Below are 21,837 nucleotides of genomic sequence, written 5' to 3' on the forward strand. Positions count from 1 at the left end.
TCCTCTCAGCTTTTTGCTACTTTAACTAATTCGAATCGATATAGAAAACTGGTAACTCTGACAGGCAGTGGAAAAGCCTTGCCGGATGGACAAATTCAGGCTCATGGCACAAATGTTAGTGCCAGTTCAGACGCTATTTCTTTTTCAGGTGCAGGTTTAGTTGTTCCTGCCAGACCGTTAAATCAGACTATGGACTCTGTTTGTAGCCGGTTGGCATACTGAATGATTTCCTGCTGGAGTAGCTGTGGAAACAGATGGGTTTCCATCAGGCGCGACGGTTGCTGATTGCCATACAGTCAGAAGGAACGCTCTCTAAATAATGGCATAGCCTGAGAAAATAAAGAATTGAGTAAAATTTGCAGTAATGATGCTAACTTTATTGTGTTATATCATCTCCCCTTTAGGCTTAACCTCCGTAGTCCCTTTCAGCCGGGGACGATTAGGCTCCATCTGTTCTAAAGGTGTCACTTCGCGCAGTGATAACTGAGAGCGGGAAACAAGGTCCTGATATTCTAACGTATTCAGACGCTTCCAGTAGAGTTCATCATCTGAAACATCACGTACATATTTTGCCGGAATTCCCATTAATAATTGCCTGCGCGTACCAATGAACCCTGCTTTAACAAAGCTCATGGCACCAACAATACTCTCTTCGCCGATGATTGCGCCATCCATAATGACGCTGTTCATCCCTACCAGCGCATCACGACCAATGATACAACCGTGCAATATAGCACCATGTCCAATATGGCCGCATGAATGAACAATGGTATCTCTGTCGCAATAGCCGTGCATAATGCAGCTATCCTGAAGATTAGAACCATCCTCCAGAATCAGTCGACCATAATCTCCCCGCAGGGAGGCATGAGGGCCAATATAGACACCATCACCTACAATGACATCCCCAATAAGAACAGCGCTAGGGTGAACATATGCACCAGGGTGAACAACAGGTATTAATCCTTCAAATGAATAAAAACTCACCGGCGACTCCTGACGAACGTCAATTTCTCTAAGGTTTAGCAACAATAGCGGTACGTTTAATACTATAGAAATAAGTGAGTTATATAAGAAAGACATTCAATATTGGTGAGTCGGGTAGCATTATTCATTTGATGAAAGGATTGATATGAACGGGCATTAGTGGACCACTACAACCACTACAACCACTACAACCACTACAACCACTACAACCACTACATCAGTGCGACCCTCCATTATTATGGCACCAAAGTCAGCGTCTTCAGTAACCCGGAAGCAAGCTCTTGTTACGGGAAATGGATATAGATTAATAAATGATCTCAAAACGTATCTGCCAATCTCCTCGGTTACAGAAGATGGCTATTACAAGCTTGTGAAAAAGAAATTACTGGATCTCAACGTTTCAGATACGGGATTTGATAGTGCAATAGGGTTCCTGAGTCGATTCTTTGATGCTTTGGGAAAAAGGGGATAATTTATGGCGGCCTCATACGCCAAGTATTATTTGTGTCGGGGATATGTATTTTGCGTTTAATCTTGCTGAAATGATGGAATATGTTCCAGCGAAAAAAGTTAAAAATCGCTATGTTCGTGATGAACAGATGGGGCGGTGGATATGAGGGGGAAATAGCGAGCTTTTTCTTTATGTATCGAAACATACTCTGCCTACTGGACGATTTCTGTTGCAGCTTTACTCGCCTTATTCTTCCGCAAAATGGTTACTCCAGTTCCGGCAGACAAAACAGTGTGGATTGATTAGTCAGATCCCTAAGATGATTTCGTCTATGCAGGAGGCTGTTCCGCTAATTTCAAAGCAGTTAGAAGAGGCAAGAATCAAAGCTGAGGAGTGGCGCATCCAACGGGAGCTGGAACACGCTATATATCTGGAAAAGAAGCGAATAGATCGGGAAAAGGAGGCGTGCAGTGCCAGCCGTACCGAGCTGAAATCTATTATGGCTCAGTGGACGGAAGATAAACGACTGGAACAGTTTTTTCACCAAGCAGAGTCAGATGCGGTAACGCTTGATGAGCAGCAGAAGGTACAGGTTATGGAATGCCTGCAACTGGTTCGTCAATTCCTGTCGGAGGATACGGCGGTTGAGCGGTTGTTGAAGTGGAAAACGCCGAAAGAGAGATTAGACAACTGGAATAAAAAATAATCTAATGAGGTTAAATAAAGACAATAATTCAATTTAGCAAAATAATTCAGCTTAACATATTGTTTATAAAATAATAATTCTATCCCTGTTATTTCTACCAGCTAGACATCTGTTTCTTATTCTGGTGATATAAGTAAAAATTTTATCTCAATTTTTTTGCCATCATGCTGTCGGAGAGACACAAATTAAGATTGTAATTTTTGTGTTTGTGCTCCTTCATCGCCTCGGTATTATTTTATGTTCTATTTTGCAGCGTTACGCTCGCCGCTTTTGTTGTCCGTGAAACAATGTCGGAGAAGCATTATTATCGATTAAGGGAACGGGAATGGATTTCTGGATATTTATTTTTGCACTGGTTGTTATCTGGTTTTTGTTTTTCAAAAAGAAAAAATCAACTGTTCAGAGAACAAACAGCAAAAACATCACCAAAATGAATAATACGTTCAGACAGAAATCTTCCAATAAGTCAATCAATAGCGTGGCGAGTATGCATTCTCAGACATCTGATGATGATGAACTGGCAACCTTTACTGTCATTAATGGACAGACGGTTGAATACCGAATCAGCCGTGAACAACAGTCACGAGAAATTGCAACCCGGTGCAATACAATGCCAGCGAGATGGGTCAAACCGGGAGAGATTATCACAATTCAAGATACCGTCATTAGCCATGGTAATTTTTATTTCGGCGGACAGTTAAAAATATATTCATCAGGAGAATATGGCCATCATTATAACGATGGTACTGATGCCTCTTTGGTTAACGATGCTTTACCTATCCAGCATATTTCAAAACACTATCAGGATGAGTCGTTGGGATACTGGCCCAGCTTTTCAACACTTTCTCCTCGCTGTCGGGGTGCATATCTGGACTGGCTGGCAAGCGATCGCAGCGATTCAAGCTGTCCTGTTGGTTATGTTTTTATCTATTTTTATGGTCTCGAACGCCGCATATTAGTGGATGGTACGCAGGAAACAATTTCTGATGATGAATTCAAATCATTATTTGAAGAAGTTTTGCGCTTGAGAGCGGTATTCCTGGCAAACAACTCTTTTCGTCATTATTCGACTCAATTAATAGAGGTCATGTTGCTTCTCCGACCTGGCGTTATTCAATTCGAGAATGAAAAAGAATGCTTTGTTTCGGGAAGTTCGTTGCTATTTCAATTTCGTCTGGCTACTACGGTTGCACAGGGAAAACCACTTTCGGCAGATCTGGCTCTGGCATGGGTAAAATATTATCCTGAATATACCCTACGGACTCCGGCGAGACGTTGTGCAGACGAGTTTGCTGCTTTGTTTAAACTACGTTATGTTAATAAATTCAGTGGTGGCCTTGTAGTTAAACCAAACAAGACCAGCTTGAAACTAACTTATTTACCGGCAAGCAGTACGCTTCGAGGAATTGGTATTGAACATCCTGATCTTCCTGATCCCAGCGTATTAAGAGCACCTGTACAAAAACTGATACAAATTGCGGAATCCTGTACCGGCGCCCTGGATGCCTATAGCCGTTACCTCGGTAAAAAAGAAGCAGAAAGAAGTGATATCGCTGCCATTATGCTTCTTCCTAATGAAATCCTGAGCGAAGAGGCAGAGCATATGTTCGCAGGATTTAAAAACTGGGCAGATGAAAGGATTCGTGAGAATTCAGGGTTGGTAACGGTTACTGATTTCTGGGCCAGACTGGATATGTCTGTCCCTGCTAAGATGAATAAGAAAGAAGCCGAATTGATGCAAAATTTTGTCCAACGTGTAGGTTACGGTATTGCACCGGATACCCGTTATCACCACGCCAAACCAGAATCAGACGGTAACATTGTTTTATTTTCGGAAGGACACGGTGAATTTTTTACGCCTTCGTCAGAATTCCAGTCAATGTCTGTGGCTATTCGTTTAGGAGCAATGGTTGCACAGATAGATAAGGTCATTGATATTTCTGAGCAGGCTGCACTAGAAAAGGTGATTGACCATAATGATAGATTATCACCAACGGAAAAACGATCGTTATACGCTTACCTGATCTGGAGACTAAATACACCTGCCAGTATGGCTGGTTTAAAGGCCAGAATTGGGCTACTTCAGGATAAAGAAAAATCGGTTATTAGCAATGTTATTATCAGCGTTGCTTGTGCAGATGGAAGAATAGATTCGGCTGAAATTAAGCAATTAGAAAAAATCTATGCCAGCCTTGGTCTGGACAGTAGCACAGTTACAAGTGATCTCCACCGATTGTCAACAGCAGAAAAAGTAGCACCGGCTACTTTGCCGACCACATCAGAGACGCGCCGCACATTTTCTCTCGATGAACGGATCCTTGCCCGTCATGAATCTGACACAACGGACGTTCGTCAGTTACTGAACACTATCTTTTCTGAAGATGAATCTATCGAAGAACTATCAATAGATACTCCATCGCATCCTGGCACAGGTCTTGATGAAGCTCATTACCAGCTCTATCAATGTTTGCTGGAAAAAGAACGTTGGTCACGAAGCGAAGTTACTGCGCTATGCCAGCAGTTTAATTTGATGGTGAGTGGTGCAATTGAAGCAATTAATGACTGGTCTTTCGAACAGGTTGACGCACCGATTCTTGACGACGACGATGATATTTATGTTGACCTGGAAATAGCACAAGAACTCAAAGGATAATTTATGTCTGGCATTCGCATTCGTCTTAAAGAAAGAGACGCTATTATTCAGTCACTTAAGTCAGGCGTTACGCCTAAAATCGGTATTCAGCATATTCAGGTTGGCCGGGGCAACGAGATAAAAGCACTGTATAAGGATATTGAACGTATCGCCGATGGTGGATCTGGATTTCGACTAATTATCGGGGAGTATGGTTCAGGTAAGACGTTCTTTTTAAGCGTTGTTCGCTCAATTGCGTTAGAGAAAAAGCTGGTGACAATCAATGCTGATTTATCTCCAGATCGCCGTATTCATGCGACTGGCGGACAAGCGAGAAACCTCTATTCTGAATTGATGAAAAATTTATCTACCCGAAATAAGCCAGATGGAAATGCTTTATTAAGCGTGGTAGAGCGCTTTATCACGGAGGCCAGAAAAGAAGCCGAGAGTACAAACACGCTAGTTCCGGCTGTTATTCAACAAAAGCTTGCTGCTTTGTCTGACATGGTTGGTGGCTATGATTTCGCTAAAGTTATTGAATGTTACTGGCAGGGGCATGAGCAGGATAACGAGACATTAAAATGGAATGCTATCCGTTGGTTGAGAGGTGAATATACAACGAAAACTGATGCTCGTAACGATCTGGGCGTGCGTACCATTATCTCTGATGCTTCTTTCTACGATTCGTTAAAGCTGATGAGTTTGTTTGTTCGTCAGGCAGGTTATGCCGGTCTGTTGGTGAATCTTGACGAAATGGTCAATTTATACAAGCTGAGCAATACGCAAGCTCGGATTGCCAATTATGAACAGATATTACGTATTCTGAATGACTGCCTGCAAGGAACAGCTGAACATATTGGCTTTTTGCTCGGTGGAACGCCGGAGTTCTTGTTTGATCCGCGTAAGGGGTTGTATAGCTATGAAGCGCTTCAATCAAGGCTGGCAGAAAACAGCTTTGCTCAGCGAGCCGGTGTGATTGATTATTCATCTCCTTCCCTGCATTTAGCCAGCCTAACACCGGAAGAGCTCTATATCCTGTTGAAAAATCTTCGTCACGTTTATTCCAGCGGTGATGTGGATAGCTACTTGGTTCCTGATGATGCGTTAACGGCATTTTTAAGCCATTGCAGCAATACCATCGGCGACGCCTATTTTCGTACGCCGAGAAATACGATTAAGGCCTTTCTGGATATGCTTGCTGTGTTGGAACAAAATCCGTCTATTCAGTGGTCGCAGTTGATTGCCAGTGTTGCTATTGCAGAAGAAAGGCCCAGCGATATGGATGATATTATTTCGACAGAAGATATCTCTGGGGATGAGCTAGCTGACTTTAGATTATGATGAATGAATACCAGCGACTGGATTCCCGCATACAAAAGTGGATATACCAGCAAGGATGGACAGATCTTAGGGAACTGCAAAAAAAAGCCATTCCATCAATATTAGCGGGCGATCGGGATGTACTGATTAGTGCCGCAACAGCTGCTGGTAAAACAGAAGCTTTTTTCCTGCCCGCTTGCTCTGCTATCGCAGATGTTCAGGAAGGTTTTGGTATTTTATACATTAGCCCACTTAAGGCTCTGATTAACGACCAATATCGACGGTTGGAAAGCCTGGGTGATGTACTGGATATGATGGTCACACCTTGGCACGGGGATATTGCGCAGAGTAAAAAACTAAAAGCGAAGAAAAACCCTTCTGGTATTTTGCTTATTACCCCTGAGTCGCTGGAAGCGATGCTGATCCGTAAGGCTGGTTGGCTAAAGCAGGCTTTTGTGCCACTGGCTTATATTGTTATTGATGAATTCCATGCCTTTATTGGTTCTGAGCGAGGTATGCAACTCCTTTCTCTGCTAAACCGGGTCGATCACCTTCTGGGAAGAGTTAGCAACCCAGTACCTAGGGTTGCACTAAGCGCAACGCTGGGAGAGTTGGAAGAGGTGCCGTTATCCTTGCGACCAAATCAACGTCTGTCCTGTGACATTATTACCGACAGTCAGATTCACACCACCCTAAAAGTACAGGTAAAAGGTTATCTGGAACCACAAGTCATCTCTGGACAAGAGCCGCCACCTTCAGCTGAGACGCAAATCTGCCACGATATCTTTCGCTTTTGTCGTGGTGACTCCAATTTGGTGTTTGCTAATAGCCGCAAACGGACTGAAAGTATTGCTGCTACGCTTAGCGATCTTAGTGAAATGAACATCGTTCCCAACGAATTCTTTCCCCACCATGGATCTCTATCCAGAGAGCTGCGTGAAACGCTTGAACAAAGACTGCAAAAAGGCAACCTACCAACTACTGCGATCTGTACAATGACGCTGGAACTAGGTATCGATATAGGCAAAGTTAGTTCCGTCGTGCAAGTTACCGCACCTCATTCAGTAGCCAGCCTACGTCAACGTATGGGGCGTTCCGGCAGACGTGACTCTCCTGCCGTACTGAGAATGCTAATTGATGAACGTGAACTGACACCAACATCAGGTATTATCGATCAGCTCAGGTTACAGCTTGTACAATCATTAGCAATGATACGCTTACTTATCAGCAGCAAATGGTTTGAGCCAGCTGATACTCGGCAGATGCACTATTCCACCCTTTTTCATCAGATCCTGGCGATTGTTGCACAATGGGGAGGCGTGCGTGCAGATCAAATCTGGTCGCAGCTATGTCAACAAGGACCATTTCAGAAAGTTAAAATTGATGACTTCAAAGCGTTGTTGAAACATATGGGAGAGCATCAATTTCTTACTCAACTATCAAGCGGTGAACTGACACTAGGTGTGGAGGGTGAGAGACAGGTAAATCAATATACCTTCTATGCCGTATTCAGTACTCCGGAAGAGTTTCGTATTGTTACGGGGAACAATACGTTGGGTTCTATCCCTGTTGATTCTCCACTGATGCCTGACCAACATATTATTTTCGGCGGACGACGCTGGAAAGTGACTGATATTGATAGTGATAAAAGAGTTATCTATGTCGAGGCGACAAAGGGCGGGCAGCCACCTATATTTGGCGGACAAGGAATGTCCATTCATGATGTTGTCCGCCAGGAAATGTTTACTATTTATCGGGAAAGCGACTATCGCATCACTGTTGGTGATCATAAGGCTAATTTTGCCGACAGGGCTGCCAGAAACCTGTTTGATGAAGGGGTGTACTGTTTTCGCAATAATAATTTGGCTTCTGAACATTTTATTCAACAGGGACAGCATGTTTATATCCTCCCTTGGTTGGGCGATCAAACTGTAAATACTCTATCAGCATTACTTATCCAGTACGGCTTTAAAGCGGGTTCATTTGCCGGTGTTATTGAAGTTGAAAAAACCACGGTGATGGAAGTTAAGCAATCTTTAGTTAACATACTTCAGGAAGGTTTACCTTCGGAATCAGAGCTGGCTACAAGCATCGTAGAGAAATGCCTTGAGAAGTATGATGAATATTTACCTGAAACTCTCTTGGCACAAGAATATGGTTTGCGGGCTTTCAATATGGAGCGAGTAAAGTGGTGGTTACAGAAACATTTGTAATTATGTGTATTAGTCTCGATCTAATCTGACACAGTACCTTGAAATAGTAAGAGTTACCGGTTTTGATATGGGTGTCGAATCCTTATTCAAAACACATCAAGGTAATTCTCATGTTGCATACTAACAATCTCATCATTAAACACAAAGCCGGTTTATTAAATTTGGCTGAAGAATTTAAGAATGTTTCCAGAGCCTGTAAAATCATGGGCGTTTCACGAGATGCGTTTTATCGGTATCAAGAACTCGTTGAAGATGGTGGTATTGATTAGCTCATCAATCAAAGTAAACGTGTTCCCAATCTAAAAAATAGAACTGACGAAGCTACAGAACTTGTTGTTACTGAGTATGCCATAGTGCTTTCCGCTCATGGTCAGCACAGAACCAGTAATGAGCTTCGTAAAAAAGCATCTTTATTTCCGGTAGTGGGGGGCGTTCTGTTTGGCTCAGACATAACCTGGAGAACTTCAGTAAGCGTTTAAAATCGCTTGAAGAGCGGGTCGCCAGAGATGGGATTATTCTCAATATTTAGGTAACCAGAAAGGCGTTGGGCGAATTTACCAACAAACGTTTATTGTTACCTACTCCAAAGTCGCTCGTTGTAAGCTGTATATCAGTAAAACGCCGATCATTGCAGCAGGCATCCTCAAAAGATCATTGTAACCAATAGATTTTGGTTGCCAATGATTGACTATTGATTCAATGCAAGCCGCATTTTAAAAGGGTTTATTGAGGTGAGGTGATGTAGGTTGACATCAAAATGGCATCCCCGACAGGAATCGAACCTGTAACTAGCCCTTAGGAGGGGCTCGTTATATCCATTTAACTACGGGGACTTGCGTAAGAGCAGCAGTATACCTATTTTTATTCAGAGATTCAGCACTGTTAAGTGCGTTTGGTCAATTAGTGACAGGTTAAGCGTATTTTCGTTTCGGTCAGGCTGAAATTGCTTTTTAGTATTTTATTCTCCGATTTCTGTGATTGGTAGTTTTTAGAGATAGTTCACATTCTTCCGAGTTTCCCAGTCAGTGTTTGATCTGAGGCCGCATTTTACCCATAATTAGGTACATAACCGCTCGGTGCGAAGCTACGAGCCACTAAAAGGCTGTGATATGATAAAGCCAACTTTTACCAATTGAGAGTTATATGTAATACGATGCTGGAAGCGCAAGGACTGAATTGTATTCGTGATGAAAGAGCTCTGTTTACCGGGCTGAGTTTTGCTATTCATCCCGGAGAGCTGGTCCAGATTGAAGGGCCTAACGGTGCAGGAAAAACCAGCCTGTTACGCATTCTTGCAGGGTTAGCCAGCAGTGATGGTGGTGATATTCTCTGGCAGGGTGAATCAACACGCCGCAACCGCGATCGTTATAACCACTCGCTTCTCTATATTGGTCATTATGCCGGTGTTAAAGCCGTATTGACTCCGTTTGAAAACCTTTCCTTTTTCCAAAAATCCTCCGGCAAAAAAGATCCTGATACTATCTGGAGCGCATTGTCACAAGTTGGTCTGGTGGGGTATGAAGATGTGCCGGTAGCACAGCTTTCTGCTGGTCAGCATCGTCGGGTTGCGCTGGCACGCCTGTGGTTGAGCGAGGCGCCATTGTGGATTCTGGATGAACCATTAACCGCCATTGATAAACAGGGCGTTGAGCATCTGACTCGCCTGTTTGAACAGCATACAGAGAAGGGCGGTATTGTGATACTGACTACCCATCAGGATATGATGAGTACCCGTGGCCCCATTCGTAAAATTAAGCTGGATGGTGGGGTGTGGCGCTGATGTTTATCTCTATTTTACAGCGTGAGTTGAAAATTGCCTTTCGCAGGGGCTCTGAAATTATTAATCCACTGTGGTTCTTTTTGATTGTGGTGACGCTATTTCCATTAAGTATTGGGCCGGAGCCGCAGCTATTATCCCGTATTGCTCCGGGAGTAGTCTGGGTGGCGGCGTTATTAGCTTCGTTACTGTCGCTGGAAAGATTACTGAGGGATGATTTTCTGGATGGTTCGCTGGAACAACTGATGTTGCTCCCGGTGCCTCTGCCGCTGACTATTCTGGCAAAAGTATGCGCTCACTGGTTGCTAACCGGTTTACCATTATTGATTTTATCGCCACTAATGGCGCTGTTACTGTCATTTGATTATGTGACCTGGAAGGCAGTGGTACTGACCCTATTGTTAGGAACACCGACCTTAAGCTTTATTGGTGCAATTGGTGTATCGTTAACTGTTGGCCTGCGCAAGGGCGGGGTTTTACTGAGTTTACTCATATTACCGTTATATATTCCGGTATTGATTTTTGCGACTTCGGCGATTGATGCGGCATCGATGTCGCTGCCAATTAATGGCTATCTGGCTATTTTAGGCGCTATTTTAGCAGGAACCGCGACGTTAGCGCCTTTTGCCGCTTCAGCTGCTTTACGGGTAAGTGTGCAATAACAAACATAATAGTTATTAACTGATTATTTTAATTACAACCAAGTGTGAGCATAAACGACTATGTGGAAGTGGCTACATTCCCTCGCGAAACCAGAGACGCTATATCGTCTCTGCGGTAAGTTTATTCCCTGGCTGGCAATCGCCGGTATTATCAGTTTATCTGCCGGTTGGATATGGGGATTTGGGTTTGCTCCGTCCGACTACCAGCAGGGCGACAGCTTCCGGATTATCTATATTCATGTACCGGCCGCTATCTGGTCGATGGGGATATACGGTTCTATGGCTATCGCCGCTTTTATTGGTCTGATATGGCAAATGAAGTCGGCAGATATGGTGGCTTCCGCCATGGCGCCGGTGGGGGCCGTGTTTACCTTTATCGCATTAGCTACCGGCTCGGCTTGGGGAAAACCCATGTGGGGCACATGGTGGGTATGGGATGCTCGCCTGACCTCAGAACTGGTGCTACTGTTCCTGTATCTGGGGGCTATCGCTCTGTATAACGCCTTTGACGATCGACGTCTGGCCGGAAGGGCCGCAGGCATTCTGGTACTGGTTGGTGTAGTCAATTTGCCTATTATTCATTTCTCGGTGGAGTGGTGGAATACGCTGCATCAGGGGTCAACGAATATGCAGCAAACTGTTGATCCGAGCATGAGAACACCACTGAGACTCTCTATTTTTGGTTATCTCTTCTTCTTTATTACCTTAACCCTGATGCGGTTACGTAATTTGATTCTTATTCATGACCGCCAGAAACCCTGGGTCGAGTCACTGGTTAGCAAGGGGACAGGCAAATGACACCGGCATTTTCTTCATGGCAGGAATTCTTTGCAATGGGCGGCTATGGCTTTTTTGTCTGGCTGGCCGTAGCGGCAACGCTGATCCCGTTACTGGCTCTGGTTTGTCACACCCGATGGCAACGGAAACGATTATTAACCGAAATTCAGCGCCGTAAATCTCGCGAAGCCCGAATCGAAAATGCAAAGAATAAGCAGGAGGCAAGCTTATGAATCCACGCCGTAAGAACCGAATGTATCTGGCGCTTGCCGTATTAGTCGGGATGGCAGTGACTATTTCGCTGGTGTTATACGCTCTGCGTTCTAATATCGACCTGTTTTACACTCCGGGTGAAATCGTCTACGGTAAAGGTGAAGATAAAATTAAACCTGAACCGGGGCAGCGGTTACGTATTGGTGGCATGGTGATGACAGGATCGGTAAAACGCGATCCCGAATCTCTGAAAGTCAGCTTTAAAGTTTATGATGTCCGTGCTGCAATCGATGTTCACTATGAAGGCATTCTGCCAGACCTGTTCCGTGAAGAACAAAGCGTGGTTGCTCAGGGCGTATTTGAAGAGAACAATGTGATTAATGCTAAAGAAGTATTAGCCAAGCATGACGAAAACTATATGCCGCCAGAAGTAGAAGAGGCGATGAAAGAGAATCATCAACGCCCTGAGGCCGACTATAAAGATAAACCAGCGGCTCAGGGGAATGCTCAATGATACCTGAGATTGGAAATTTTGCGCTGGCGCTGGCAACCGCACTGGCGTTGCTGTTAAGTATTTATCCGCTGTTGGGTGCTTATAAGCAGGATGCCCGAATGATGACCGTTTCCCGGCCATTAACTTATGGGTTACTGGCTACGACCATGCTGGCTTTTGGCTGTCTGGTGTATGCCTTTATTATTAATGATTTCAGCGTTATCTATGTCGCGACTAACTCTAACAGCCAGCTTCCGGTTTATTTCCGTATGGCGGCCGTTTGGGGTGCCCATGAGGGTTCGCTGCTGTTATGGATCGTTCTGCTTTCATTGTGGACCAGTGCCGTTGCGCTCTTCAGCAGCAAAATGCCGCTGGATGCCGTAGCCAGAGTGCTGTCAGTGCTGGGTATGATTAACGTTGGTTTCCTGCTGTTTGTTATTCTGACTTCTAACCCCTTTACCCGTACTTTACCGATGTTCCCGATTGACGGACGCGACCTGAATCCACTGTTGCAGGACGTAGGCCTGATTTTCCATCCGCCATTGTTATATATGGGGTATGTTGGTTTCTCTGTCGCCTTTGCGTTTGCTATCTCTTCTTTGATGGTTGGGCGTTTGGATACCGCCTGGGCCCGCTGGTCTCGCCCGTGGACCACTGCCGCATGGATTTTTCTGACGCTGGGTATTGCATTGGGCTCTTACTGGGCTTATTACGAGCTGGGCTGGGGCGGCTGGTGGTTCTGGGATCCGGTAGAGAATGCATCATTAATGCCATGGATTACCGGTACAGCTTTAATACACTCTCTGGCCGTAACGGAAAAACGAGGAACTTTCAAAGCCTGGACCGTATTGCTGGCGATTGTTTCGTTCTCCCTGTGTTTGTTAGGCACTTTCCTGGTGCGTTCAGGCATTCTGGTTTCCGTTCACTCTTTCGCCTCGGACCCGGCGCGCGGTATGTTTATTCTGGCGTTTTTGGTGGTGGTGATTGGTGGATCGCTACTGCTGTATGCAGTAAACGGAGCGCGAGTCAGTAAGACCAAGGCTCGTCATGAGTTCTTCTCCCGGGAATCTTTCCTGTTGGGTAACAATATTCTACTGATGGCAGCAATGCTGGTGGTTCTTCTCGGCACGCTGTTACCGTTGGTGCATAAGCAGTTGGGGTTAGGTTCAATTTCTGTTGGCGCACCCTTCTTTGACTCTATGTTTATCTGGCTGATGGTGCCATTCTCCCTGTTATTAGGTGTTGCACCATTGGTTCGCTGGCGTCGTGATGAGCCCTCAAAGCTGTTAAAACGGCTGATTGTTGCTCTGGTTGTGACGCTGGCAGCTTCATTTGCTTTACCCTGGTTGTTGCAGGATAAGATCATTGCCATGACAGTATTGGGCCTGATGATGTCTATTTGGGTCGTGGTACTGACACTGATGGAACTGCATGAACGTGCGACACACCGTCATGGTTTCTTTAAAGGATTAACCCAGCTTTCCCGTAGTCATTGGGGAATGGTGCTTGCCCATCTGGGCATGGCCGTTACGGTATTTGGTATTGCTTTTAGCCAGAACTATAGCGTAGAGCGTGATGTCCGCATGAAGGATGGCGATAGCATCATGATTTATGAGTATAAGTTCACTTTCCGTGATGTTCGCGAAATATCCGGGCCAAACTATACCGGTGGTGCCGGTGAGCTGGAAATTACTCGCAAAGGCAAGCCTGAAGTAACGCTACACGCCGAAAAACGTTACTACAAAGCTGCCGGCAGTATGATGACCGAAGCCGCCATTGATGGTGGCATTACGCGCGATCTGTATGCCGCATTAGGCGAGCAGTTGAATGACGGAGCCTGGGCCGTGCGCATCTATTATAAGCCGTTTATTCGCTGGATTTGGTTCGGTGGTCTATTTATGGCGTTTGGTGGTCTGTTGTGTATTCTGGACCCGCGCTATCGGATTAAAAAATCATTAGTCCGTGAGGAGACAGTATGAATAAGAAGCTACTGTTCATTCCATTAATTGTTTTTCTGGGGCTGGTGATCGCGTTTATGGTTCAGCTACAGCGTAATGCTCAGGGTGACGATCCAACTTCACTGGAATCGGCACTGATTGGTAAACCTGTACCAAAATTTAAGCTGGAGTCGCTGGATATCCCGGGAAAAGTTTACGATCAGGCAGTATTGCATGATGGTAAACCAATGCTGTTAAACGTATGGGCAACATGGTGTCCAACCTGTTATGCGGAACATCAGTTCTTAAATAAACTGTCAGCACAGGGGATCCGCGTCGTTGGCCTGAATTATAAAGATGAGCGAAATAAAGCCATCAAATGGCTGAACGATTTGGGCAATCCTTATGCGTTAAGTTTATATGATAACAACGGCATGTTGGGGCTGGATCTTGGCGTTTACGGCGCTCCGGAGACATTCCTGATCGATGGTGATGGCATCGTGCGTTATCGCCATGCGGGCGACCTTAACGATCGCATCTGGGAAGAAGAAATTAAACCCCTTTGGATTAAATATCAGGGGAGCGGCTCATAATGCTTAAGCGTATTTCATTTATTTTGTTCGGCCTGATGATGACTTTCGTTGCTCATGCCGCTATTGATACTTATAACTTTAAGTCAGTAGAAGAGGAACAGCAGTTTCGTGAGTTGACGGGGCAGTTGCGTTGCCCTAAGTGCCAGAATAACAGTATTGCTGATTCAAATGCTCCTATAGCAACAGACATGCGAGAAAAAGTGTATGAACTGATGGAACAGGGGCAGTCACGGCAGGATATCATTAACTATATGGTTGATCGTTATGGCAACTTTGTTACTTATGAGCCACCGATGACACCAGCCACTATTTTCTTATGGCTGATTCCTGCACTTTGTGTAGTGATTGGTGCTGCCGCCACTGTGATGCTTTCGCGTCGTCGTAAAGTCAGTGCTTCAGGAGTAGAGTCAGAGACTTTGTCCGAGCAAGAAAAAGCACGATTACAGCAACTTCTCAGCGATAAAACGGGCGCTAAAGGCAGGAAGAAATCATGATCGCATTTTGGCTGACAATTATTGTATTACTGGTTATTGCTGCGGCATTGCTGATTATACCAACTCTGGGTAGACCCGATCCGAATGCAGACACCGATCGCGATGCAATTAACAAAGCATATTATCAGCAGCGCCTGACCGAGCTGAGCGCGGATGAAGAGCAGGGTGTTATTGGTGAACGTGACACTATGATCGCCGAACTGCAACATAATCTGCTGGAAGATATTCCGGAAAGTGAGCGGGCGGCAAAACAGGCTCCGCTTGGCAAAACGGCGCTAATACCGGGCGTATTACTGCTGGTGGTGGTATCGCTGGGGCTCTATTTTCATACTGGCGGTTTGACGCAGGTGATGCAGTGGCAGCAGATTGTGAAGATGTTGCCAGAGCTGCGTCAGAAAGCGGATAGCGGCCAGTTGGTGACGACGGAAGATATTGCCCGTTTTGGACTGGGTTTGCGCACTGAGTTGCTTTCCGATCCCGGTAATGTGCGTGACTGGACGATGCTGGGATTAGCGGGGCTAAAACTTGGTGATGGCGAAATGGCATTACAGGCTTATGAAAAAGCTTACCAGTTGTCGCCAAAAGATAGCTATATTCAAATTATCTACGCTAAATTGCTGACGCGTTCTAATAACCCGAACGATATCCAGCAAGCCAGTGATATTCTGAAGAATATTCTAAAAACGGAGCCTGACAATACTGACGCTTTATCGGCATTAGCGATGAATGCTTTTGGTCAGGGTAATTTTAATGAAGCAATTATGGCCTGGGAGAAGGTTTTAACTCTGTTGCCTGCTGATGCTAAAGGCCTTGATGTTATCAGAAGTAGCCTCGCCTATGCGAAAGCTCAGGTGACCTCTAACGGCTATCGGTTAGCGGTTAAACTGGCGCTATCGCCGGAGATGGCATCACATTTGCCCGCGCAGGGAAAAGTGATGATAGCCGTGTTGGATGGTGAATCACCCATACCGGTAGCCGTTAAACAATTACCGTTAGATAAATTTCCGTTAGAATTGATATTAGATGACAGTGATTCGATGATGCCAGCACGTTTACTTTCCAGCCTTAAGCAGGTGAAAGTGAAGGCTACCATTACCAGCGACGGTCGGGCAGATACTCAACATCTGGTTGGTGAAAGTGATATTCACCCATTTAGCGGTAAAGAAACGGTTGATGTGACAATTAAGCAGATTAAACAGTAAGTGCTGTATGCCTGCATATTAGGGAGAAAAAATGAAGCGCCGTCTTATCAGTATGGCACTGGCCGGGATGATGTTAACCGGATGTGCCAACAGCGGGAGCATGAACGAAGATGGAACTCGTCAGGATCCGCTGGAAGGGTTTAACCGTTCCATGTTTAACTTTAACTATAAGTACATGGATCCCTATGTTGTTCGTCCTATTGCGGTGGTGTGGCGTGATTACATGCCTCAGCCTGCGCGTAATGGCTTAAGCAATTTCACCAGCAACCTGGGTGAGCCGGCCAGCATGGTGAACTACTTCCTGCAGGGGAACCTGTATGATGGCTTCCGCCATTTTAACCGCTTTTTCGTGAATACCCTGTTGGGGATGGGCGGCTTTATTGATGTTGCCGGTATGTCCAATGACAAGCTGAAAAAGGGCTATAACAAAGAGTTTGGTCAGGTATTAGGCCATTATGATGTTCCTTATGGCCCATATGCCGTATTGCCTGGCTATGGTTCTGCAACCCTGCGTGATGAGGGGGGAAGGTATGTTGATTACGTATATCCGGTACTGAGCTGGATAACCTTCTGGGGTTCCGCGGGCAAATGGGCTATTGAGGGTATTGAGAGTCGTGCCCAATTCCTCGATCAGGATCAGATGCTGACTAACTCACCCGATCCATATATCTTTGTTCGTGAAGCTTACTTCCAGCATCATGACTTCCTGGCAAACGATGGTAAGGTTGATGCTGAAAAGAATCCAAATGCAGACGCATTGAAAGGTCAACTGAATGATATCGATTAATCATTAACGCCATTGATTAAAAATCTGAAGCCTCCGACTGACAGCGCCTGTTATCGGAGGTTTTTTATATACAAAAACGCCACTCATTGCAGAGTGGCGTCAGATATCAAACAACAGACCTGAATCAGAAGGTGTAGTTCAGGTTGATACCGTATAACCATGCCTTTCCTTCTGAATGGAAAGTATAGGTTGGGCTATTGGCTGCGTTGTTCAGTTTTTCTTCAATCTTCACTTTCTGTCCGTGCATATAAGACACGCCAAGGTCAACTGAAGCATCTTTAGTGAAGTTGTAGGTTGAGCCCAGACTTAACCATAAACGGTCTTGATCGGGAATCGAGATAGAACGCGTACTTGCAGGAACCGCGCTGTCGTCAAATGCAATACCTGCGCGCCATGTCCAGCTTTCGTCATGATAGTAAGTAGTACCTAACGCAAGGCGATAAGCATCACGGAAGTTTTCTTTCTTATAAAATAGTGTCTGTCCATCGGAACCGGTCGCATTTAGCTCTTTAAACTCGCTCCAACTGGTGTAGCTTAAACCGTAATGCATAGCCCATTTTGGTGCAACTTTATGGTATCCGGACAGCTCCCATATTTCTGGTAAAGACAGGGTCAGATCGCCATTCATGGTTTGACCATTGGTTCCCCATGACATTCCGGTAGCAGCCTGCATGGCGTTATATTTCGATGGCAGTTCACTGCTGTAGTCGCCGCTAAAATCAATATCTACCTGTGAACGATAGCTCAGACCGATGCGGTTCTCTTTATCGATTTCATACAGCAGACCAGCGTTCCAGCCGTAGCCCCACTCATCGCCTTTCATATGAACCACTTCGGTATCTTTTGGCATACCGTTTCTATTTTCACCCGCATAGCGGTTGATTTCTGCTTTAGCGTAAATGGCGTTAAAACCGGCACCAAAGCTGAAATATTCATTGATGCGGTAAGCGGCACTAAAATTAAGGTTACCGGTTTTTAATGATGTTTTACCTGCTAAAGGACCCGCCGCATAATCATCGGAGAATTCAGTAGAAAGGCCATAGTTGCTGGTTACTGAACCACCAACAGCCCAACTATCATTAATCGGGTAAATGAAGTGAAGGTTAGGAACCCACTCGTTTGGCGTGATGTCACTCGCAGACATATCGGTACCAGCCGGTGAAGTGCCGCTAATTTTTACCGTAGGCTGGACGTAAATGGCACCACCAGAAAAAGTAGGGCGGTCAAACATCGTCATTGATGCAGGATTACGGCTACCTGATGCTGCATTATCAGCAATAGCGCCTTCACCGGAAAATGCACGGCCTAACCCTGCTGCCGATGATTCCTGAAGCTGGAAGCCTGACGCATAAAGATTAGAAGATACCGCTGCGATAACCATTGCCAATGCTGACTTTCTTAAAATATTTTTGTGGTGCATACCAAAATCTCAAAAGTGATAAAAATTATTACGGATTGTAATAATTGAGGCGGCATTGTAGGGAGTAAGATGTTAGCTACAGATTAGACCAGTTGAGCGCAATAACTGGGGTTGAGCGGGATTAAGGCTTAATATTTTGTTTAAAAGTAAACAGTTTTTACATACAGGATTGGTTACATTTGATGTGTATTCAATTACAAAATTATAAAGGCAATAATAATCAGATTGTTATAAGCGGTTTTTAGGTGGGGTGATTAATTGTTGTGCAGGTGATTAGCCTGAAATTAACAAAATTCATGCGTAAATGGGGCAGGAAGAGTAGTATAGGAAAGATTATTGAATTTTGAGCTAGATCTCATTCAGGTTTTAAATAAAACGACCATTCACCGTTTTATTCACAGGAGAAGAGTACGATGTCTGATTCATTAAAATGTAATGCACAAGAAACCGCTGCTTGTTGTTGCGTTGATGTTGGTACCGTGATGGACAACACGGATTGTACTGCGTCCTATCAAAATGTGTTTGCTAATCGTGGTGAAGCGGAGCAAATGTTGAAGATGTTAACGGAAAAAGCGCGGGCTACAGAGTCCGAGCCTTGCCTGATTGAAAGCCGTTTAACCGACGTGGCGGGTGGTGTTGAACTGAACGTTGATTTCACATTCTCGTGCCAGGCCGAAACCATGATTTTCCAACTGGGCCTGCGCTAATCGCCGCCAGTTTTTTATAGTTTAGAATAATGCTAACGCCGGAATACCGGCGTTAGCCATAAATGGACGGAGCAAAACATGCAGGTGCTAATTATGCGGCATGGCGAGGCCAGTTATCATGCTGACAGCGATCCGGCCCGCAACTTAACAGAGCGCGGGCGTAAGGAAACGGCTCAAATGACGCTCTGGCTACGGCAAAAAATCGCTGAGATTGACTGGGTATTGGTCAGCCCTTACGTTCGGGCGCAGCAAACGCTGGATGTAGTCAAAAACGAATTTCCTCTGTTATCTTCCTCTACTATCGAAACTTTCTCAGCCCTGACGCCGGGTGGCGATGCGATGCTGTCTGCCGATTATTTGATGACTCTGGCGCAGGATGGTGTGAGTTCTGTATTGGTAGTCTCTCATTTACCGCTGGTGGGTTATCTGGTCTCTGAACTTTGCGGTGGTATATATCCACCTATGTTTAGCACTTCAGCCGTAGCGGCAATTACGCTGGATGCTGAAACCGGGCGAGGTAATCTTGACTGGCAGCAAACACCGGGTTCATTGCGTTAACGGTTAACGCTTTTTCCGATTCGCTTGCGTGAATATTTGTATCTTAAACAGTGTGATGGTTAATGGCTTACGGGCATTGCGACTGGTTCCGGCAGATTTAACCGAAAAGTCAGGATGGCGACGCCATACCTGCTCTGCGGTAGGGCTCATCAGATTCCCCGACAGCTTAACTGACCTATGTGAAAATGGCGTGAAGTCAAAATGGGGAGGGGTCTTCAGTGATTTCCTGTGCAATTAGCACCAGTATTGACGCATCGCCACCAAACTCTTTTGGTGCCTGATGAAAGGCCATAACATCCGGATGCTGGGCCAGCCATAGCGGTGTCTGCTGTTTCAATACATATGTACCGTAGCCATGCATAATACAGGCGCAGTGAATATGTTCCCGGCGGCAGGCGGCAATTAACGCACCCAGCTCTTGTTTCGCCTCCGCTTGTGTTAACCCGTGCAGGTCAAGAAATAGCTCGGGTGAATAATCGCCACGCCGGAGTTTTTTTACTTCATAGCTATTCGCGCCGGGACGCACATAACGAATGGGGCTATCTTCACTCAGCAGTGGTTGAAACTCATCAGAAAAATAGAAGCTGGCATCTATTTGCTCCTGAAGCAGACGCTCTACCGGACGCTTTTTAATTTTAGGTTTTATGCGATGCAGCGCCTTATCCTGAGGCAGAGGCTTTACTCCACGCACGGACTCCCGAAACAGTGCATGCTCTTCATCTGATAGGGTAAATTTATTTTTCTTCAAGAGTTCAAAATTGACTAAATATGATAAAAGATAACGCTTAGTGTAACCCTATCGAGCGTTCTGTCTACGTCAGATCTAAAATGAGTGGCAAATTGGTGTTAAACGAATAGCAGAATTACGCTTGATTGCAGCTGATTTGTTACCGGCTTCGTGGCAAACTAGGGGGTTATTTGCGAATTCTATTTCTTGCCGGAGGGCTCATTGGACAAAATCTTTGTAGATGAAGTGGTTAACGACATGCATACCATTCAGGATATGCTGCGTTGGTCCGTCAGTCGTTTTAATGCGGCAAGTATTTATTATGGTCATGGAACGGATAATCCATGGGATGAGGCGGTTCAACTGGTGCTGCCAACCCTGTTCCTGCCGCTGGATATTCCTCCGGAAATGTATTTCTCTCGTCTGACGCTCAGTGAGCGCCAGCGTATTGTTGAGCGAGTTATTCGCCGGGTAAACGAACGTTTGCCAGTGGCCTATTTAACGAATAAAGCCTGGTTTGCCGGTCATGAGTTCTTTGTTGATGAGCGGGTATTAGTTCCTCGCTCTCCCATTGGCGAACTGATTAACAATCGTTTTGAATCACTGATGACTCAGGAACCTCAGGTAATTCTGGATATGTGTACCGGCAGCGGTTGTATTGCCATTGCCTGTGCCTATGCCTTCCCGGAAGCTGAAGTTGATGCGGTTGATATTTCCGTTGATGCGCTGGCGGTAACTGAACAAAATATTGAAGCTCATCGTATGGAGCACCGGGTTACGCCAATTCGTTCCGATCTGTTCCGCGATATGCCGCCGGTAAAATACGATCTGATCGTAACCAATCCGCCTTATGTGGATGCGGAAGATATGTCCGATCTGCCAAAAGAGTTCCGCTATGAACCGGAGCTGGGGCTGGCGGCAGGTAGCGATGGTCTGAAATTAGTGCGCCGTATTTTGGCCTGTGCGCCGGATTATCTGAATGAAGATGGCGTACTGATTTGTGAAGTGGGTAACAGCATGGTGCATCTGATGGATGAATATCCGGATATTCCATTTACCTGGCTGGAGTTTGAGTTTGGCGGCGATGGCGTGTTTATGCTAACGCGGGACCAACTGCTGGCATGCAGCGAACATTTTCGTATTTATCGCGACTAACCTGTTGCGACAATCACTTTTACCGGGCT

At 45.4% G+C, this 21,837-nt stretch carries 19 protein-coding genes, 1 tRNA gene and 3 pseudogenes; 18 read left to right on the top strand and 5 right to left on the bottom strand.

Translation table 11 applies throughout. The features are described from left to right. Positions 1-384: 384 nt before the first annotated feature. Positions 385-984 (bottom strand): carnitine operon protein CaiE, encoded by a 600-nt coding sequence (caiE, locus tag LPW36_RS09800; protein ID WP_230609493.1) that lies wholly within the window; start codon positions 982-984, stop codon positions 385-387. 238 nt (positions 985-1,222) lie between these two features. Here caiE and LPW36_RS09805 point away from each other — a divergent pair. The 5 genes and pseudogenes from LPW36_RS09805 to LPW36_RS09825 form a co-directional block, all read left to right on the top strand. Further along, a pseudogene (locus tag LPW36_RS09805) lies at positions 1,223-2,141 on the top strand (ATP synthase subunit B family protein); the annotation flags it as partial. A 325-nt stretch (positions 2,142-2,466) separates the two neighbouring features. Continuing rightward, positions 2,467-4,794: a tellurite resistance TerB family protein gene (locus tag LPW36_RS09810; RefSeq protein ID WP_230609494.1), complete on the top strand. Its 2,328-nt coding sequence runs from the start codon at positions 2,467-2,469 to the stop codon at positions 4,792-4,794. 3 nt (positions 4,795-4,797) lie between these two features. Next, entirely contained in the window at positions 4,798-6,114 is a 1,317-nt protein-coding gene (locus tag LPW36_RS09815) for an ATP-binding protein (RefSeq protein ID WP_230609495.1), read from the top strand. After that, the gene (locus LPW36_RS09820; RefSeq protein ID WP_230609496.1) at positions 6,111-8,306 is read left to right on the top strand and encodes a DEAD/DEAH box helicase; all 2,196 of its coding nucleotides are present in this window, start codon (positions 6,111-6,113) and stop codon (positions 8,304-8,306) included. Before LPW36_RS09815 ends, LPW36_RS09820 begins: the two co-directional genes overlap by 4 nt. A 110-nt stretch (positions 8,307-8,416) precedes the next feature. Beyond that, positions 8,417-8,951 (top strand): annotated as a pseudogene (locus LPW36_RS09825) (helix-turn-helix domain-containing protein); the annotation flags it as partial. Between the two features lie 113 nt (positions 8,952-9,064). Here LPW36_RS09825 and LPW36_RS09830 read toward each other — a convergent pair. After that, positions 9,065-9,139: transfer RNA gene (locus LPW36_RS09830), tRNA-Arg, on the bottom strand. Between the two features lie 320 nt (positions 9,140-9,459). On the opposite strand from LPW36_RS09830, the gene ccmA reads away from it, so the two are divergent. Genes ccmA through mlaA form a run of 10 tightly spaced genes read left to right on the top strand, consistent with a single transcriptional unit; the run spans position 9,460 to position 17,241 of the window. Then, entirely contained in the window at positions 9,460-10,086 is a 627-nt protein-coding gene (ccmA, locus tag LPW36_RS09835; protein WP_230609497.1) for a cytochrome c biogenesis heme-transporting ATPase CcmA, read from the top strand. Beyond that, the gene (gene ccmB, locus LPW36_RS09840; RefSeq protein WP_230609498.1) at positions 10,086-10,745 is read left to right on the top strand and encodes a heme exporter protein CcmB; all 660 of its coding nucleotides are present in this window, start codon (positions 10,086-10,088) and stop codon (positions 10,743-10,745) included. Before ccmA ends, ccmB begins: the two co-directional genes overlap by 1 nt. Before the next feature lie 60 nt (positions 10,746-10,805). Further along, positions 10,806-11,543 (top strand): heme ABC transporter permease, encoded by a 738-nt coding sequence (locus LPW36_RS09845; RefSeq protein WP_230609499.1) that lies wholly within the window; start codon positions 10,806-10,808, stop codon positions 11,541-11,543. After that, positions 11,540-11,755: a heme exporter protein CcmD gene (ccmD, locus tag LPW36_RS09850; protein WP_230609500.1), complete on the top strand. Its 216-nt coding sequence runs from the start codon at positions 11,540-11,542 to the stop codon at positions 11,753-11,755. Before LPW36_RS09845 ends, ccmD begins: the two co-directional genes overlap by 4 nt. After that, positions 11,752-12,249, top strand: coding sequence for a cytochrome c maturation protein CcmE (gene ccmE, locus LPW36_RS09855; RefSeq protein WP_230609501.1), 498 nt, complete (start codon positions 11,752-11,754; stop codon positions 12,247-12,249). Before ccmD ends, ccmE begins: the two co-directional genes overlap by 4 nt. Next, positions 12,246-14,207, top strand: coding sequence for a heme lyase CcmF/NrfE family subunit (locus LPW36_RS09860; protein WP_230609502.1), 1,962 nt, complete (start codon positions 12,246-12,248; stop codon positions 14,205-14,207). The genes ccmE and LPW36_RS09860 overlap by 4 nt, the downstream gene beginning before the upstream one ends. Then, a complete protein-coding gene (locus LPW36_RS09865; RefSeq protein ID WP_230609503.1) occupies positions 14,204-14,758 on the top strand; it encodes a DsbE family thiol:disulfide interchange protein in 555 nt (184 codons plus the stop codon). Before LPW36_RS09860 ends, LPW36_RS09865 begins: the two co-directional genes overlap by 4 nt. After that, entirely contained in the window at positions 14,758-15,252 is a 495-nt protein-coding gene (locus tag LPW36_RS09870) for a cytochrome c-type biogenesis protein (RefSeq protein WP_230609504.1), read from the top strand. Before LPW36_RS09865 ends, LPW36_RS09870 begins: the two co-directional genes overlap by 1 nt. After that, positions 15,249-16,454: a c-type cytochrome biogenesis protein CcmI gene (gene ccmI / locus LPW36_RS09875; protein WP_230609505.1), complete on the top strand. Its 1,206-nt coding sequence runs from the start codon at positions 15,249-15,251 to the stop codon at positions 16,452-16,454. Before LPW36_RS09870 ends, ccmI begins: the two co-directional genes overlap by 4 nt. A 31-nt stretch (positions 16,455-16,485) precedes the next feature. After that, positions 16,486-17,241: a phospholipid-binding lipoprotein MlaA gene (gene mlaA / locus LPW36_RS09880; protein ID WP_230609506.1), complete on the top strand. Its 756-nt coding sequence runs from the start codon at positions 16,486-16,488 to the stop codon at positions 17,239-17,241. Between the two features lie 124 nt (positions 17,242-17,365). On the opposite strand, the gene fadL is transcribed toward mlaA, so the two are convergent. Beyond that, positions 17,366-18,661, bottom strand: a complete 1,296-nt coding sequence (gene fadL, locus LPW36_RS09885) for a long-chain fatty acid transporter FadL (protein WP_230609507.1) — start codon at positions 18,659-18,661, stop codon at positions 17,366-17,368. A gap of 413 nt (positions 18,662-19,074) precedes the next feature. On the opposite strand from fadL, the gene LPW36_RS09890 reads away from it, so the two are divergent. Continuing rightward, positions 19,075-19,368, top strand: a complete 294-nt coding sequence (locus LPW36_RS09890; RefSeq protein WP_230609508.1) for a YfcZ/YiiS family protein — start codon at positions 19,075-19,077, stop codon at positions 19,366-19,368. A 78-nt stretch (positions 19,369-19,446) separates the two neighbouring features. Further along, on the top strand, positions 19,447-19,926 hold the full coding sequence (sixA, locus tag LPW36_RS09895; protein ID WP_230609509.1) for a phosphohistidine phosphatase SixA: 480 nt from the start codon (positions 19,447-19,449) through the stop codon (positions 19,924-19,926). 42 nt (positions 19,927-19,968) lie between these two features. On the opposite strand, the pseudogene LPW36_RS17860 reads toward sixA, so the two are convergent. Together LPW36_RS17860 and smrB are read right to left on the bottom strand one after the other, a co-directional pair. Continuing rightward, positions 19,969-20,076, bottom strand: a pseudogene (locus LPW36_RS17860) (phosphotyrosine protein phosphatase); the annotation flags it as partial. 46 nt (positions 20,077-20,122) lie between these two features. Next, the gene (gene smrB, locus LPW36_RS09905; RefSeq protein WP_230609511.1) at positions 20,123-20,674 is read right to left on the bottom strand and encodes an endonuclease SmrB; all 552 of its coding nucleotides are present in this window, start codon (positions 20,672-20,674) and stop codon (positions 20,123-20,125) included. A gap of 201 nt (positions 20,675-20,875) precedes the next feature. On the opposite strand from smrB, the gene prmB reads away from it, so the two are divergent. After that, positions 20,876-21,808, top strand: a complete 933-nt coding sequence (prmB, locus tag LPW36_RS09910) for a 50S ribosomal protein L3 N(5)-glutamine methyltransferase (RefSeq protein WP_230609512.1) — start codon at positions 20,876-20,878, stop codon at positions 21,806-21,808. Positions 21,809-21,837 lie beyond the last annotated feature (29 nt).

Origin of the sequence: Limnobaculum eriocheiris, from assembly GCF_021010575.1 — a bacterium.
Classification (GTDB): Bacteria; Pseudomonadota; Gammaproteobacteria; order Enterobacterales; family Enterobacteriaceae; genus Limnobaculum; species Limnobaculum eriocheiris.